Source organism: Neobacillus rhizophilus (assembly GCF_018343535.1).
Taxonomy (GTDB): Bacteria; Bacillota; Bacilli; order Bacillales; family Cytobacillaceae; genus Neobacillus; species Neobacillus rhizophilus.
Genome location: NZ_JAGYPF010000005.1, coordinates 544,270 through 559,596, shown reverse-complemented (window position 1 = coordinate 559,596; position 15,327 = coordinate 544,270). Strand labels below are relative to the sequence as shown.

Sequence of the window (15,327 nt, the reverse complement as noted above, 5' to 3'; positions counted from 1 at the left end):
AAATATGAACTTGTCCGCAAACTTATGATTTAAAAAACAAAAAACCGACCTAAAAACGATCGGTTAGTTGCTAATCGGGATTTTTAATACCTGACCAACATAGATTTCGTCGTTGGACATGTTGTTTGCTTTTTTTATGATATCCATCCCTTTTTGCGATTTATAATACTTCATCGAAATACTAAATAATGTTTCTTTCTGCTGAACCTTATGACGAATGATCTTCTGTTGTACTGGTTCGCTTTTACTTGTATCCGTTTGTGATGGTTGATTCTGAGTCTGCACTGGTGCATTATTGCTGGCAGCCCCTTGAGGTGAAACAGGACTTTCCGTGGACACATTTTTTTCCGTATTGGCAGTCGGCTGTTCTTCGGCAGGTGGAGTTATAGAGGTGCCCGCTTCTACACTTTCCGGATTATTCGTCGCCTCAACTCCATCGGCATTTACGGATTGTTCCTCCTCCACTTTATCAGCCTCTTCTGAAGTTGATTTTTTTAGATTAATAGTTTCATAGCCAACAGGATCGGTTGAGGCTTTTTTAGAGCCATTTATTTGTTTTCCATCAAGATAAGAAATAACACTGAAAATAATCACAGGAAGAAGAATAAAGAATAATACCAGGATCCGAATAACCGGATATTTTATTTTCCATTTTACCTTTTTCTTTTTTTCCCGATGGACCAGTTCCCTTGGCGGCAATTCATCCTTCACGTCAATATTTTCATTCACCTTTTGTATTCGTTGTTTTAATCTTTCGGCTTGCTCTCTATAAGGCTCTTCTCTATTCATGAAGCCCTCCCCCTCCTTGCTGATCATCTGCCGAAGAATGTTTATACTTTATAAAAATACCTAATAAGAAATCGATAATAAAGTGCATCATAATGGTGACAGCCAGATTATTTGTCGATTCATAGACTGCCCCAATAACAAAACTAAGCGTGATAATGTTGATAAATAAAAACACATTAAACAGGTAGCGGTAATGGATTACCGCAAAGATAAGGCTAGCCAGAATAAGCCCGACCTTCGTTTGGATGATCCCTCTAAATAATAATTCCTCGCTAAAGGAAACAAACGCGGCAATAATAAAAATATGGAATATATTTCTTTTCCGGAAGATCCGTTCATTTAAGCCGCCATCATCATAAAAAGATGCAGGCAGCCACTTCATTAGAATTAAGTCAATGATGACAACAGCTATCCCCAATGGCACGCCTATGGAAATAATCTTAATATCTCTTGCATCGATTGTTTTCAAAAAAGAGAAATGGTCAAATAGGAGCAATCCTAAAATGAGTGAGATCACAAGCAATATGACCTGTGTCATATATAAGTGAAAAAGTAAATCTTTATCAGTTAAGCTGCTAATTAGTTCATTATATTTCTTTTTCATTCCCTCAACTCGCTATTAAGTAATAATCCGGCCAGGTATTCTTTCCATTCAATTTTCCCTAAATGATTCTTCCTCAATTTATGGGAGGCTGAATAGTTTTTTTCGTCAATTCCGCAAATATCACAGCATTGCTCAATTCTGCTTGTCACCTGTTCCTCAAAATAATTCAAAAGGAATTCGCGACGGCATCGATTTGACAGAATCCATTGTAACATTTGGTAAATATTTTTTTTCTTCATTGTTATGCGTTCATTAACAAATTCTTTAATGCTTTCTTTGCAGTCAAGAAGAGAACTTTTTTCTTTGGCTTCTTTCCGAAGAAGATTCTCCACTAATCTCCACTGAACCTCAGAAAAACCTCCTCTTTCCTGGGTGCCCTGATTGAATTGAAGTGCATCGCCTTTTATTCCGTGTCCAATTTCCAATTCATGAAACAGCCAGTCAATTTGCTGTTCCGACGGGAGTTCGCTTTCGGCAAGCTGAAAAGGCAGCTGTTCATCTCCAGGTGAATATAAAAGATAGGCGATACTCGCCAGACCATCACGTCCTGCCCGGCCAATCTCCTGAAGATAGGACTCGATTTGCATCGGCATATGAAAATGAATAATAAATCTGATATTTTCCTTATTCACTCCCATCCCGAATGCACTTGTGGCACATATAACATCTAGCTGGTTATGAATAAATTGTTGCTGGATTAATATTCTTGTATCCTGATCCAATCCCCCGTGGTAAGCACTTGCGTTGCAATTATTCTTTTCCTCTAGCAATAAAGCCATTTGTTCGGCCATTTTTTTGCTTGAAAAGTAAATGATACCAGGTTTTTCAAGCTTTGCAGCAAGTTCCAAAACCCGGTCTGTCTTTTTCTGATAACCTTCTATTTCCTCGATCCATATGGCTATATTAGGCCTGTCAATTGTCGATTCCACTTTTACAGCATCCTCTATGCCTAATGATTGGATAATATCCTTCCGGACCTTTCTTGTAGCTGTTGCGGTAAGAGCTAGTGTAAGGGGGCACCCTAAGCTTTTCCTTATTTCACCCAATTTGGAGTAATCCGGCCGAAAATCATACCCCCATTGAGAAATGCAATGCGCTTCATCCACTACAAATAAGGAGATGGCAAGGTTCCGAAGCTTTTGTAGGATGAAAGAGGACTGAAGCATCTCCGGTGATATAAAGATAAACTTATAGTCCTGCAGCCGGTCTAGAACATAATTTTTTTCCTCCAAGGAAAGAAAGGAGTTTAAAGCAACAACCCTTTTCTCACCCAAACGGCCTAATTGTTCCACTTGATCTTGCATAAGGGATAGAAGCGGGGAAACGATTAATATCGATCCATCAAAAACATAACCAGGAAGCTGGTAGCATAGGGATTTGCCCGTTCCAGTCGGGAGCATGGCCAGGGTATGTTGTCCATTTAAAATAGCCGAAATAGCTTCCTTTTGCCCTGTTTTAAACGATAAATAGCCAAAATGTTTTTTTAAAAGATTTTCTAATTCCATTGCCGGTCACCATACTTCGCCAGCACTAACCTAATTTGAAAATAACTGGCACGGCTGACTTTTTCCTTTATTAATTTTAATTGCTTTGTGGCGGCTTGATTGGCAATTTGCAAAATTTCCAGCTGTAATTCTTTATCAACAAAAGCATCAATTGAAAACCGGTCTATTTGCAACGCAAATTCCACTAAATGATCTTCTATTGTGCTTGTTTTTAAATTTCTGTTTTTGGCTATCATCTCTATCGAATACCCCTGCGATAGCAATTTCCATGTTTTTCTCGCCGTAATGGTTAATTCATCGCCAAGCTCCAAGCCCTTTAGTAGATGGGTTAATATCGGAAAATTAGCTCCCCTAGTTTCTATTTTTTCAATCAAATAATGTAGGGTATTAGTAAATGTAAGATGATATTCGTAAACATTAACATTCATTTTTTTGGATGCTTGCTGAGCGGTTAATCCTATTTGCCGGAATCCAGTTAAACGGAAGACAATCATAGACGGATCAATTCCCTTCCCATCTTCGAAGCATTCATTCAATTCTTCATATAATTTTTCGCCAATTTCGCTTCTTGAGAGATGGCTTTCTTTTAGAACAGCTTTAACCCAGAACAGAACCTTCTTATTTTTTTGAATCGGTATATAGCTTGATTCCTGATTAATGAGGTTAGATACTACCTGCACTAATAAAGAGAACCGTTCCCAAAATATGGTGGTCACATGGTGATAACGCCAGCCATTGAGAAAGATTGGAATACCGATATTTTTCAAGCGCTGCTCACCTGAAGAACTGAGCAGGTATTTTTGCTCACCTTGCTCAATGATCCACCCGTTGTCCCTCATACAATGAATGATCTCTTCAAAGGAGTCTCTTGCCAGCGGTTCAAGTACTCCAAATAATCTTTTTAACGAATATAAATGAATATCCTGAATGGTTTGCGACGATTTCTTTCCTTTTAAAATGTGGTAAACAGAATAAATAGTTCTTTCGTTATTAATTTTTTTCAAACAATAAAGAATAACTGATTCTACCCATTCCATTTTAGACTCACCACTTATCCTAATTCGACAAAAACAGTTAAATTTTATTATATTTTAACATGAAACAGGTATTGTGTTGTCCAAAAATGTGGAAGTTTAAGAAATAATGGGACTAAAGGTACCAAAATCAAATTTCTATTGAAAAGTTATTCATACAGCTTTACAATAGATATGTGAATTGTATTTTCCATCACAAACGGAAAATAAGTAAGAATATTACTTGTTATTTTACTGGGAGGTTTTTTTCATGGCAAAGTACACAATTGTTGACAAGGAAACTTGCATCGCGTGTGGCGCATGCGGCGCTGCTGCACCAGATATCTATGATTACGATGATGAAGGTATCGCATTCGTAACACTTGACGATAACGAAGGTATCGTTGAAATTCCAGATGTTTTAATTGATGACATGATGGACGCTTTCGAAGGCTGCCCAACTGATTCTATTAAAGTTGCTGATGAGCCATTCGACGGTAACCCAACTAAATTTGAATAATCTTTGACTGAAGATATTCTTAAGCTGCTACCCCCCGCCTACTATAAGCCGGGGGGTTATTTTTTTCGATTAAAAAACAGAGGCCCTAGTTTTGCGGCCTCTGTTCGTTTTAAGCATTTTTTACTGAAAATTTATTTAGCCATGCTTGCATCCGAATAAATAGAAGCATGAAAATGATTGACATCATTACGCCCTTTAAGATATTAAAAGGAAAAATCGCAGGTACGACGAGGTTCCGCATATCCGGGAAACCCATTAAAGCCGTATAGGCAGGTAAAATGATAAAGTAGTTGGCGATGCTCATCACAACAGCCATGATAATAGTTCCAGCTACTAGGGCAAGTGTCATTCCCTTTTTTGATTTCAATTTATTATACACATAGTAAGTCGGCAGAATAAACACAATCCCTGCTGCGAAATTGGCAAGGTGGCCAACAGGAATGCCTGTCGGGCTCCCTGTTGCAAAATAATTTAGCATATTCTTAAACAATTCAACTAAAATTCCTGCCACTGGTCCGAAAATCAGCGCAGCAATCAAAGCAGGAATATCACTAAAGTCCACAAACAAAAAATTAGGGAACATCGGCAGCGGAAAGTTTAAAAACATTAATAAATATGCGATGCTGCTCAGCATCCCGATTGAAACCATTGCTCTTACCTTTGTGTTCTTCATTTTCTTCATCTTCCTCTCTCCTTTTTGATCCATCACGTTAGGAAGAGAGATTCAGCTTTTATAGGCACTCAAAATAAAACTCCCTCAAGATTGATGCTTGAGGGAGTAAATTTAGGTATGCTTAATAAACATTCGATCCGTGGAAATTTTTCGAATGCCTGCAGAACCTCCATCTTCTCCCATCCAGACTATACTGTCGGCTTTGGAATCACACCAAATCCTGCCTAATAAGGCTCGCGGGCTGAAGAGTTATACTCTAATACCGCCGATCGGGAATTTCACCCTGCCCCGAAGATAGATCGTTATAAAATTATAAGTTTATTATACTGAAAATCAGTCACTTTGTTAAGTTAAAGATTTTTTCCGGTCTTTAAATATTTAAAAAAATACCCGCAGCAATAGGCTGCGGGGTAAAAAGTTTTTATTTACTGGACAATCAAGATTTGCTTAGGCTTAATTACATCTGTGTTAAGGTTGTTGATTTCTTTTAATCTGGCCACTGTCAAATTAAACTTTTGGGCAATGGAGGACAAGTTGTCACCATTTATTACAATATATTGGTTTACAAGCGGCGGCCCACTGGGTTCAGGAATATTTTGCGGACGGCTACTTACCTCCAAAACATCCTTGCCACTGGCTGCAATTCCGCCCTGAACCGCTTCGCCAACATCAGCATCTCCTAATAGCAGTTCCGGATTAATGGCAAATTTTTTGTCATATCTCCATTCTAATTGGTGTGATTCAAAATGAAGATGGGTGCCGGTAGCCTGACCGGTCCTTCCCATTGTTCCGATGGTCTCCCCCCGCTTAACCATTTGACCAGGCACAACGGCCCGTTTGCTTAAGTGGGCATAAACCGTAACGAAATTGCTTGGGTGCTTGATAAATACAACCTGACCATATGTATTGGAATAATAAGACTTAATCACAGCCCCATCTTCAACTGCCAAGACCGGGGTGCCATATGTTCCGGCGATATCGATTCCTTTATGCTTGCCCTGTCTTGTCCCATATGTATCAGAAATAACGCCATCTGCCGGCCAAATCCATCTCTCCTTCTCCGTTTTTGCCTCTGGCAATCCGGCAGCTTCCGAGTGTCTCCCTCCAAGAAACAACAAACCTACACAAATCGCCATTATAATGGCAATAAAAAACCTCTTTATATAGTCACGCATTTCACTATTAATCCTCCTTACATCTTGTCCATACCACACCATATGTTCTTATACTCGCGTTTAGAACATATGGTGTGACATCGGACGGCCTGACCATATTTGTTATAATTTGGAGTCTATTGCTATTTTATGCATAAAAAAATCAACCGTTTTTTGGTTGATTTTTTTATCATTTCTCGATTGTCCGAAGATTTGGGGCAGCTGGCACCTTGATTTCTTTTGTTAAATCAAACGGGCCAATATTTGCTGCTGGAGGATTGCTCACAACCACTTTTTCAAATCCGAATTCTTTTGCTGTTAAAAGGATGGCCTCCATCGACCAGACGGCCAACCGTTCATCTTCTAAACTGGCATCTTTCGCAAAAGTGATAGTTAACGTGTTATCATTTGCTGATACATCCTGAATTGCCAAATTCGGCAACAAAGATCTTTGTAATTGATATTCCTCTATCCCTGACTTCATCGCATCGATTGCAGCCTTAATATCCTTATATGATTCGAGTGTTGGCACCAAGAACGGAACATCACTGCCATTAGGATAGTAAAAGAGGTAAGCATGTTTTTTCACATCAGTGATGGTCAATTTTTCATAAAAGTCATTGCTTAGTTCGATTCCAGGTTCGCCATTTGTGGTGAACTTAATCGTTTTGACGCTGCTATTGGAAGAAATATCATTTTTTAATGCACCGAGAAAAATTTGTTCCGTTGCAGTCCCTTGGCGGTATGGATGGTCTGAAGGTACATCGACAATAACAGTTTCATTAGCATTATCATAATGCAATGTTGCCTGGAGAGGATAAAATTCACTTAGGCCCCATTCCGATTCGTTTAGGTTTGCCATATGTTCATTATATAAGGTAAGCCAGTCTTTTCCTTCGGTATTTTTGACTATAGTTGATACTGGTACCAGATTTTGAGCTTGATTATCGGGCACCCAATAGGTCAACACGACGCCGCCTTTTATTTCATCATCATAAACAGCTGTTTTCCCAGCATAATCGTTTTGCCCTTCGGCTTTCTTTAATGTTGAGTATTTATCCGCCTGTGATTCCTGATTGGCCATACCGCTCGCATCGCTATTATCTTTGGCAATTTTCGCTTCTTTTGTTGACTCTTGTTTGGCATTGTTGATTGAATAGTGATTCGTATCCATAAACTTAGGAGCCAAAATAAAAAATAAAAATAGTGCCGCTGCAGCGGCAATACCCGGCAGGATCCAGGAAACAGTTTTCCGTTTTTTACGTGAAAGGTTTTGGTAAATGTCACGAGGATGGCGATAGTCTTTTATTTTAGGCATTTGTTTTAACAATTCTACGAGCTCTTCATCGCTCCACTCTGACTTTCTCAATATTTCCCTCCTCCCTTCGGTAAAATGTTTCCATGTGCTTCTTCAAAACTTTCAACGAGCGATGCTGGGTCGTTTTGACTTTACTTTCTGTCCACCCTAGAGCCTCTGCTGTCTCCACTATTGACAAATCGTGAATAAATCGTAATATAACGACGGCCTTTTGGTCCACGGTACAATATTCCAAGCATTTATATACCCATTTAATTTCTTCTCTTTGAACAGCCATTTCCTCAGGGATAGGATGGTCGTCCTTTACCTGATTTGAGGACCAATCAAATTTCTCAAGGATTCTTTCCTTCCAGCCCTTTTGCTTTCGGAAATAATCAATCGCAACATTTCTCGCAATCGAAAAAAGCCAGGTTTTTTCGCTGCTTTTTCCCTCAAAGCGATTATAAGACTTAAACACTCTAATATAAACCTCTTGAACAAGATCCTCCGCCTGCTCTCTGTTTCTAACCATATAAAAAAGAAATTGAAATACATCATGGTGATATTTTTGATAAAGTTCATCGAAAACGGAGTCCAACTTTTTTCCCCTCCCCGTTCAAAATATTAGTCGATGTTTATGTATAAAAGGTTACACTTTCTTAAATATAGACTTTTTTGGGATGAAAAGGAAGGTATTTAGTGGAAATAATAAAAGAGGCTGCCGCAAATTGACAGCCTCCGAAATTGTTCCTTGTGAATCAATAGAAATCGGCAAAATCCATGGTCATTTTACGATTTTCGTGGGAGTATGAAGGAAAATGTCGTTCCCTGCCCAACTTTACTTTGAACGGAAATATGTCCACGATGGGCATCAATAATATTTTTGGCAATAGCCAGTCCAAGACCTGTTCCTGACCTGCCGCGGGTTCGTGCCTTATCAGCTTTATAAAACCGTTCAAAAACAAACGGTAAATCTTCCTCAGGAATCCCTGTTCCTAAGTCCACAACATCCATTCTGATTCCTTTGTCCTCGGAAGTAACTTTTAAGGTCACAGAACCATCTTTCGGCGTATGTCTGATCGCATTATCAATCAAATTCGTTAGAACCTGTTCAATTCGATCAGGGTCCATTGTAAAGGTTGGTATGTCGTTGTCGATTTCAACCAGCAATTGAATTCCATTATCTTTGGCTAACCCTTGGAATTTATGAATAATCCGTTTGATAAAGGCAGAGAGATTGACCTCTTCCATTGTTAATTGAATATGACCTGCTTCCATTCTTGCCAAATCCAGCAATTCATTGACAAGACGGCCCATTCTTAGCGATTCATCATAAATGACCTTTGCCATTTCTTTTTTCTCTTCCTGGGTTTCGGCAATATCGTCAACAATCGCTTCGCTGTAGCCCTGAAGCATAGAAATTGGCGTCCTTAGTTCATGTGAAACATTGGCAATGAAGTCTCTTCTCATTTTCTCCAATTGCCGTTCCTCAGTCATATCCCTTAAGACCGCAACTGCCCCGCGAATAAAGCGATTACTGTAAAGCGGACTGACCAATATGACCCAATGGCGGCCTTGCAGGGAGATTTCCCCAATCTGCTCTTTTTCTGTATCAACTGCTTTTTGAAAAAGATTCATGACTTGGGAGGGAATGGCCTCCAATCCGGAAATAAACCCTTTTTCATAATACCAATATTGAAGAAAGCGGTCTGCCGGTGGATTCGTAATTAAAATCGTTCCATCCCGGTTGAAGGTAATAACCCCATCAGCCATACTGCTGAGAATGCTTGCCAACTGCTCTTTTTCCTGATTGAGCGCGTTCATGTTAAACTTTAATTGCCGGCCCATTTGATTAAAAGCAGTAGCCAGTTCACCTATTTCATCATGGGTCAAAATAGGGACCTTTGTGTCAAATTTCCCTCTTGCCACCTCAAATGCAGCTTCCCGCATTTTCCTTAACGGGGCGGTTATTCTTGTGGACAAAAAGAATGCGAAAATGGTTGTAAGAATAATGGCAACACCAGCCACAAGCAAAATAAATTTGGTTGCTGACCGGGATGTTTCCTGCATGACCCTTAAAGATTGGTAAATGAACACTGCCCCATTTTGATTTCCAGAGAGTTTAAGCGGCACTCCGATGATTGAATAATTGGCGGCAGTGCCAGCTCTATTTTTTTCGGATGAAAGATCGGAGATTTTCTCGACCCGTTTATTTTTGTGTAAAACATTTGATAACTCGGGATCGTTCCGAATATCATCAATCGTTAATTTATTTCCTCCCTTTGTGTTTGGAGAATAATAAACTTCATCCCCTTTTATAATGACTACTTTGGTGACATCATCAATGATTTCCCACGAGATTTCCAAACCGAGCGGCCATTTATCTGCTGGATGCTCCTCCAACACAGTGGCAATTTTTTCGGCTGTATGGGTTAAATCATTCTTTGTTTCATTAATATTATAGTTTTGAAAAAACTCAAGAAGCATCACTGTTAAAATAAACAGGACAAATGAAACTAATAAAATGATGGTAAACCAAAGCTTACCGACTACACTTCTTAAGAAGGTCATTCATTTACTACCTCAAATTTGTAACCTACTCCCCAAACGGTAACAATCATTCTAGCAGCTTGTTCCGACACTTTATTTAGTTTTTCTCGAAGACGTTTTACATGCGTATCAACTGTCCTTAGGTCTCCGAAAAACTCATAATGCCATACTTCCTTTAACAGCTGCTCACGGTCAAATACTTTGTCCGGTGCTTTGGCAAGAAAATATAACAGCTCATATTCTTTAGGCGTTAAGCTAACCTCTTTACCATCAGCAGATACCCGGTGGGCATCATTATCTATTGTTAAATGAGGAAATACAATGACATCCTTGGTTGTTGTCTCCGTTTGCAGGAAGGTAGTTTGTGATGATCGTCTTAACAGTGCTTTTACCCTTAGTACAACCTCACGCGGGCTGAATGGTTTAACGATATAGTCATCCGTACCGACTTCAAAGCCCTGAACCCGGTTCACCTCTTCACCCTTTGCCGTTAACATGATAACAGGAGTCGCCTTTTTCTCCCTTAATTCGCGGCAAACCTCAATGCCATCCTTGCCAGGCATCATTAAATCCAAAAGAATGACATCATAATCGTTAGCCAATGCTTTCGCTAATGCTTGATTACCATCCTCTGCTTCATCAATTATAAAATCTTCGCGCTCTAAATACATTTTTAATAATCTGCGAATTCTTTCTTCATCATCTACAACTAAGATTTTAACGTCCTGATCCATTATTAATCCCCCCATGTTGTTTATTTTACAAAATGGTCTCCATTTTTGCTATATGTTGAAAGCTAATAAATCCGATAAAAAGTGTCAATAATTTGACAATGTAAATAAAGGACAATGAATTCTATTACTATTATTTGAAAAAGGCCCTCACTTAATGAAGTGAAGGCTAAATTTTGGCCGTTAAGATCCTGCGTAAGAATGGAGTCCAGCTATGATGAGGTTGACGGCGACAAGGTTAAACATGATGATAACAAAGCCGATTACGGCAAGCCAAGCGGACTTCTCTCCATGCCAGCCCTTTGACAGACGAAGATGCATGAAGGCGGCATAAAATAACCAGGTTATTAATGCCCATACTTCCTTAGGGTCCCAACCCCAGAAACGGGACCAAGCCATTTGTGCCCAAATCATCGCAAAGATCAGTGCTCCCAGTGTAAAAACAGGGAATCCAATTAATACGGAACGATAGCTAATCTCATCAACAAAATCAAGATTTATATTTTTAACCAGCGGTTTAAGAGCGGCAGAAATTCGCTTTCTAATAATCAGCCTAATAAGTCCATAAAGGATAATTCCACCGATCAATGACCAAATGACCGTATTTAGTTTTTTGGCATTAACAATAGCTGGCATCTCAACGAATGGTTTAAAGCCATCCTTTGTCAACAGTTCCCCTTCGTGAGGTCCTGCAATGGCAGGCATCGTATATTCGACAACTGCCTCGTTATCATGCTTATCAACCCAATTAAATTTCTCGTGGTACCCCATACCGGAGAAGATTGAAGAAACGGCCACAAAGCCCAAAACTGTAACTAAAGAAAACATAACCGCTTCGAGCCAAAAGGTTCGTTTACTGGATTTGGTTTGATCAATGGCTTTTACTAAATAGATAAGACCTGCCGCAAAGCTTATTGCCAAAATGGCTTCCCCGATTGCAGCAGTGGTAACGTGAATATGCAGCCAATAGCTTTGCAGGGCCGGTATTAATGGAGTAATATCCCTTGGGAACATACTAGCATACGCGATGACCAGGATGGCTACAGGCATTGTAAACAGACCAAGCAGCGTCGTGCGGTATATAAAATAAATCACGATAAACGCGCCGACAAGGGCCATTCCAAAGAATGTCGTAAACTCAAACATATTACTGACCGGTGCATGTCCGGCCGCAATCCATCTGGTAATAAAATAGCCAAGCTGGGAGACGAAGCCCACGATGGTTAGAAATACAGCAATTTTCCCCCACTTATTCGTTTCTTTCTTTTCAGATAAACCTTTTTTCTCTTTAATCGAACCGCCGAAAAACAGCGTCGCTATTAAATATAGGATAAAAGCGACAAACAATAGATTACTGCTTAATGCTGCCAACTATACTACCTCCTTAACCTCTTTGTCCCTTTGAAGCTGATCATCCGGCATCGTCAATTTGGTGCCTGCTAAAATAGCTTCAAGCTCCCGTTTCAAGCCGTACCAATTCTTGTTTGTATGGGCGGCAATCCAGACCTGACCGTTTTTGCGCTGTACCCAAATACGACGGTGGTTCCAGTAGGCACCTTGAATAACCCCAATCATGAAAATGATTCCACCAATAATGAACACCCATAAAGAGGAATCCTTTCTAACAATAAATCCGGAAACATTTTTTGTTTCAATTCCCTTGAAGGCCAGTTTATAGGTATTATTACCAAACGGTTCAATAGTCTGTCTGATGGCTACAAAGCTTGTTTCCCCTTTTGGCTTGTCCGGTGTATTCATCCGGAAAATGAAGGCCGGGTTATTTGGTACCCGAGATTTTGTTGATGGTTCCCCGTTATCGTCAAATTCGAAATCTGGGAAATAGTTTAGAAGTTCCACTGAATACCCATTACCTAAATCGTACTTCTCCTGCGGGTTAGTTAAGTCAACCTTCACCTCGCCAAAGGCTTGATTTGTGCTCTTATTAGTGAGAGCAAATGTCATCGCTTTAAACTCAGTTTTAAAGGAAGATTGAAAGACAGAGTAACCATTGAAGGATAGTGGCTGATTTACTCTAATCTTATATTCCTCTAACTTCTTTAACTTTGGCTTTTCCCCTGGGATTTTCTCTCCCTCCCGCTGATACAGAACGACGTTTGATTGATAGTTCTTCACAACCTCGCCTGCCCGGTTAAGTGCCTTTTCGAAAGTCTTATTGTTTTTATCGTAATGTTCTAATATAAATTGATTATTTTTAATATAATATTGTTCATTCGTTTCCGGAACTAATGCTGTTTCCCCTTCACGTACCCAAAGGTCCTCATTTACATAAAAACCAGGGATAAAGCGCAGCATTCCGCCAAATAAGAAAATTATTAGACCGATATGGTTTACATATGGACCCCAACGGGAAAAACGATTTTTCTCTGCAAGAATATCACCATTTTCTTCACGGACATGGTAGCGTTTTGCCTGTAAATGTTTTTTCACCGTTTCAAGGTCGGTTTGCTCAGCCTCGGAGTTGGCACCAAACACCCGCTGGCGCTTGAGAAATCCCTCATGTCTTGTGACCCTTTGTGCTTTTAATGCCTTATACAAAGGAACTACCCTGTCAAGGCTGCAAATAACAAGGGAAATGCCAATCATGGCGATTAATAATAAATACCACCATGACCCATACAAATCATGGAAGCCCAGCTGGTAGTACAACTTTCCAAACCAGCCGTATTCCTGCTCGTAATACACATCCGGCGGCAGATTAATGTACATTTCCTGTGGCAAAATCGTGCCCAGAATAGAAGCTATCAGCGTGATAATAATCAGCCAGACGCCGACCTTTACAGAGGAAAAGAAGTTCCATATTTTATCAATGATAGTTTTGTTATAGGTTTGCGAGCGGCGAGCACTGCCTTCATAGCGCATATCAAGAAGTTCTTTCCTGTTGTCTGTTTCATCCAGCACCTTTCCGCAGGCCTCACATAACACCGTGCCGTGCGGATTCACATGCCCGCATTCACATTTTACATCGTTCATTAAAAAAAACTCCCAACAACCCTTAAGGTTTAATTTTCTCCATAAACTCCCTTACCATTTTTTCCGTCATTTCGCCGGTATGATATTTCACAACTTCCCCGTTTTTATCGATTAAAAATGTTGCTGGCAGCGGGTTAATACCATAGGCCGTCATGACTTCTTTATCGGTATCGATCATAATCGGAAAATCCAGCTTATAATGCTCAGCAAATTGCCTTACTTGCAACTCAGATTCCTGGATATCAACTGATAAAACCTGAACCCCTTTGTCTTTATATTGTTGGTATTGGTTATTGATATAAGGCATCTCTTTCTTGCAAGGAGGACACCATGTTCCCCAAAAGTTTAAGAAAACTCCCTGACCGCGGTAATCGGACAAACGATGTTTATTCCCGTCCATATCCGTTAACACAAAATCAGGAGCTTTTTCCCCTACGGCTACCTTTTGTTTCGTGTCCTTTGTCAAATTGGCATATAGGCTATAAGCAACGGCAGCACCGAGAATCAGCAGAATAATCGTTCTCATCACCAATCGCCGTTTTTTCATTTGAATCTCCTCCATTTGCTACAGAGCACAGTTAGTCTAAATTATATCATTTATCAATGTCCCCACAGTGTTTACCACAGAATCTAATTGTGACGATTCTATGAATTTTTTCGCCGCTTCGATACATCCAAAGCAAGTGCCCTTATCTGCTTCATCTCATGGGTAGTTAGTTCCCTAGCTTCTCCAGCCTTTAACCCTGTTAAGGTTAAAAATCCATAACGTTCCCTCTTTAACTTCAAAACTTCATGGCCGATTGCTTCGAACATTCTCCTTACCTGACGGTTTTTGCCTTCGTGAATAATAATCTCAACGATAGAGGTTTGTTTTTTCTTATCAGTTGACAGCAGCTTCACTTTCGCCGGCGCTGTTTTTCCATCCTCTAAACGGATTCCCTTTTCAAGCTTTTTAAGATTTTCCCTTAAAGGAATGCCTTTTACTTTAGCGACATAAACCTTTTCGATTTCGTTCTTTGGATGCATTAGTAAATTGGCAAATTCGCCATCGTTAGTAAGCAGTAATAACCCAGAAGTATCGTAATCCAGGCGCCCCACAGGGAAGATTCTTTCTTTTATAGCCGGAAAGAAATCCGTTACTACCTTTCGGCCTTTTTCATCGCTGACACTCGAAATAACCCCTCTTGGTTTATATAATAGGAAGTAAACAGGCACCTCTTTCTCAAGCGGTATTTCATTTACCTCTACTTTATCGGAGGGGGAAACCTTTACACCAAGCTCGGTGACGACTTTTCCGTTTACTTTTACCCTGCCCTCTTTGATCAAATCTTCCGCTTTCCTTCTAGATGCAATTCCGGCGCGGGCAATTACTTTCTGCAATCTTTCCATTCTTTCACCTCAAAAAATCAATCCATAGTATAGGGAACAAATATAATTTTGCTATAGTAATAATTCTTATTTTAAAAATGCATTTGTTCTATCCTACTGAATTATGACACA

Annotated in this window: 15 protein-coding genes and 1 riboswitch; of the genes, 1 reads left to right on the top strand and 14 read right to left on the bottom strand. The window is 39.8% G+C overall.

Annotated features, from left to right (window positions below):
- Positions 1-63 precede the first annotated feature (63 nt).
- The 4 genes from KHA99_RS25710 to KHA99_RS25695 are packed head-to-tail and all read right to left on the bottom strand — an operon-like array spanning position 64 to position 3,935.
- Positions 64-789, bottom strand: coding sequence for a LysM peptidoglycan-binding domain-containing protein (locus tag KHA99_RS25710; protein WP_213120331.1), 726 nt, complete (start codon positions 787-789; stop codon positions 64-66).
- The gene (locus KHA99_RS25705; protein ID WP_213120330.1) at positions 782-1,393 is read right to left on the bottom strand and encodes a CPBP family intramembrane glutamic endopeptidase; all 612 of its coding nucleotides are present in this window, start codon (positions 1,391-1,393) and stop codon (positions 782-784) included. The genes KHA99_RS25710 and KHA99_RS25705 overlap by 8 nt, the downstream gene beginning before the upstream one ends.
- Positions 1,390-2,898 carry a RecQ family ATP-dependent DNA helicase gene (locus KHA99_RS25700; protein WP_213120329.1) on the bottom strand — a complete coding sequence of 503 codons (1,509 nt, stop codon included), beginning with the start codon at positions 2,896-2,898 and terminating at the stop codon, positions 1,390-1,392. Before KHA99_RS25700 ends, KHA99_RS25705 begins: the two co-directional genes overlap by 4 nt.
- Positions 2,889-3,935: a YpbB family protein gene (locus KHA99_RS25695; RefSeq protein WP_213120328.1), complete on the bottom strand. Its 1,047-nt coding sequence runs from the start codon at positions 3,933-3,935 to the stop codon at positions 2,889-2,891. Before KHA99_RS25695 ends, KHA99_RS25700 begins: the two co-directional genes overlap by 10 nt.
- A 247-nt stretch (positions 3,936-4,182) precedes the next feature.
- Here KHA99_RS25695 and KHA99_RS25690 point away from each other — a divergent pair, with 247 nt between their 5' ends.
- Positions 4,183-4,431 carry a ferredoxin gene (locus tag KHA99_RS25690; RefSeq protein WP_042355233.1) on the top strand — a complete coding sequence of 83 codons (249 nt, stop codon included), beginning with the start codon at positions 4,183-4,185 and terminating at the stop codon, positions 4,429-4,431.
- 109 nt (positions 4,432-4,540) lie between these two features.
- Here the strand turns inward: KHA99_RS25690 and KHA99_RS25685 are convergent, their stop codons facing one another.
- The 10 genes from KHA99_RS25685 to rluB all read right to left on the bottom strand — a co-directional run bounded on the left by KHA99_RS25685 (position 4,541) and on the right by rluB (position 15,216).
- Entirely contained in the window at positions 4,541-5,104 is a 564-nt protein-coding gene (locus KHA99_RS25685; protein ID WP_213120663.1) for an ECF transporter S component, read from the bottom strand.
- Between the two features lie 167 nt (positions 5,105-5,271).
- A riboswitch (FMN riboswitch) is annotated at positions 5,272-5,404 on the bottom strand.
- Positions 5,405-5,529: 125 nt separating this feature from the next.
- Positions 5,530-6,279, bottom strand: coding sequence for a peptidoglycan DD-metalloendopeptidase family protein (locus KHA99_RS25680; RefSeq protein WP_213120327.1), 750 nt, complete (start codon positions 6,277-6,279; stop codon positions 5,530-5,532).
- A gap of 169 nt (positions 6,280-6,448) precedes the next feature.
- Complete coding sequence (locus KHA99_RS25675; protein WP_213120326.1) at positions 6,449-7,627, bottom strand: RsiX family anti-sigma factor; 1,179 nt, start codon at positions 7,625-7,627, stop codon at positions 6,449-6,451.
- Complete coding sequence (gene sigX / locus KHA99_RS25670) at positions 7,602-8,153, bottom strand: RNA polymerase sigma factor SigX (protein WP_213120325.1); 552 nt, start codon at positions 8,151-8,153, stop codon at positions 7,602-7,604. Before sigX ends, KHA99_RS25675 begins: the two co-directional genes overlap by 26 nt.
- 191 nt (positions 8,154-8,344) lie before the next feature.
- Complete coding sequence (locus KHA99_RS25665) at positions 8,345-10,126, bottom strand: ATP-binding protein (RefSeq protein ID WP_213120324.1); 1,782 nt, start codon at positions 10,124-10,126, stop codon at positions 8,345-8,347.
- Positions 10,123-10,839, bottom strand: coding sequence for a response regulator transcription factor (locus KHA99_RS25660; RefSeq protein ID WP_213120323.1), 717 nt, complete (start codon positions 10,837-10,839; stop codon positions 10,123-10,125). The genes KHA99_RS25665 and KHA99_RS25660 overlap by 4 nt, the downstream gene beginning before the upstream one ends.
- Positions 10,840-11,019: 180 nt before the next feature.
- Complete coding sequence (gene ccsB, locus KHA99_RS25655) at positions 11,020-12,207, bottom strand: c-type cytochrome biogenesis protein CcsB (RefSeq protein ID WP_213120322.1); 1,188 nt, start codon at positions 12,205-12,207, stop codon at positions 11,020-11,022.
- Positions 12,208-13,827, bottom strand: coding sequence for a cytochrome c biogenesis protein ResB (resB, locus tag KHA99_RS25650; protein ID WP_213120321.1), 1,620 nt, complete (start codon positions 13,825-13,827; stop codon positions 12,208-12,210).
- A gap of 22 nt (positions 13,828-13,849) precedes the next feature.
- Complete coding sequence (resA, locus tag KHA99_RS25645) at positions 13,850-14,374, bottom strand: thiol-disulfide oxidoreductase ResA (protein ID WP_213120320.1); 525 nt, start codon at positions 14,372-14,374, stop codon at positions 13,850-13,852.
- A 98-nt stretch (positions 14,375-14,472) separates the two neighbouring features.
- Entirely contained in the window at positions 14,473-15,216 is a 744-nt protein-coding gene (rluB, locus tag KHA99_RS25640; protein WP_213120319.1) for a 23S rRNA pseudouridine(2605) synthase RluB, read from the bottom strand.
- Positions 15,217-15,327: the final 111 nt, after the last annotated feature.